1 protein-coding gene and 1 pseudogene are annotated in these 594 nt (G+C 29.6%); one reads left to right on the forward strand and one right to left on the reverse strand.

Features of this window, described 5'->3' with window-relative positions:
- Positions 1-106, forward strand: a 106-nt coding sequence (locus IDG60_RS28395; protein ID WP_241013421.1) for a hypothetical protein, incomplete at its 5' end; no start/stop codon positions are given.
- A 24-nt stretch (positions 107-130) separates the two neighbouring features.
- Here the strand turns inward: IDG60_RS28395 and mroQ are convergent.
- Positions 131-594, reverse strand: a pseudogene (gene mroQ, locus IDG60_RS28400) (CPBP family intramembrane glutamic endopeptidase MroQ); the annotation flags it as partial.

Consider the following 594-nt stretch of genomic DNA (forward strand, 5'->3'; position numbering starts at 1 on the left):
TTGGCTAGCAATTGTATGTTCTATGATGGTGGTATTTTCAATCATGCTATTCTTATTTGTAAAGCGAAATAAAAAGAAAAATAAAAACGAATCACAGCGACGATAATCCGTGTGTGATTCGTTTTTTTTATTATGGAATAAAAATGTGATATATAAAATTCGCTTGTTCCGTGGCTTTTTTCAAAGCCTCAGGATTAAGTAATTGGAATATAACGACAAATCCGTTTTGTAACATATGGATAATAATTGGAACAGCAAGCCGTTTTGTCCAAACATATGCTAATGAAAAAATGACACCCATGCCAAAATAAACTGGAATAAATTTGAAATCATTATGTGCTAATGCAAATATTAATGAACTTACTGTTGTAGCAATAATAAATGCCACGATACGATTACCTTTAATCGCATTAAATAATTCTCCAAAGATTACTTTTCTGAATACATATTCTTCTAATAAAGGACCAATAATAGATACAAAGAAGATAAATATAGGTATTTTTCGAGCAATAATAATTAGCTTTTCTGTATTAGGACTTACTTGTTGTCCACCATAAATTTGCGTTAATACAATGCTCACTACCATTTGATAAA

It is taken from the genome of Staphylococcus sp. EG-SA-2, assembly GCF_017152085.1.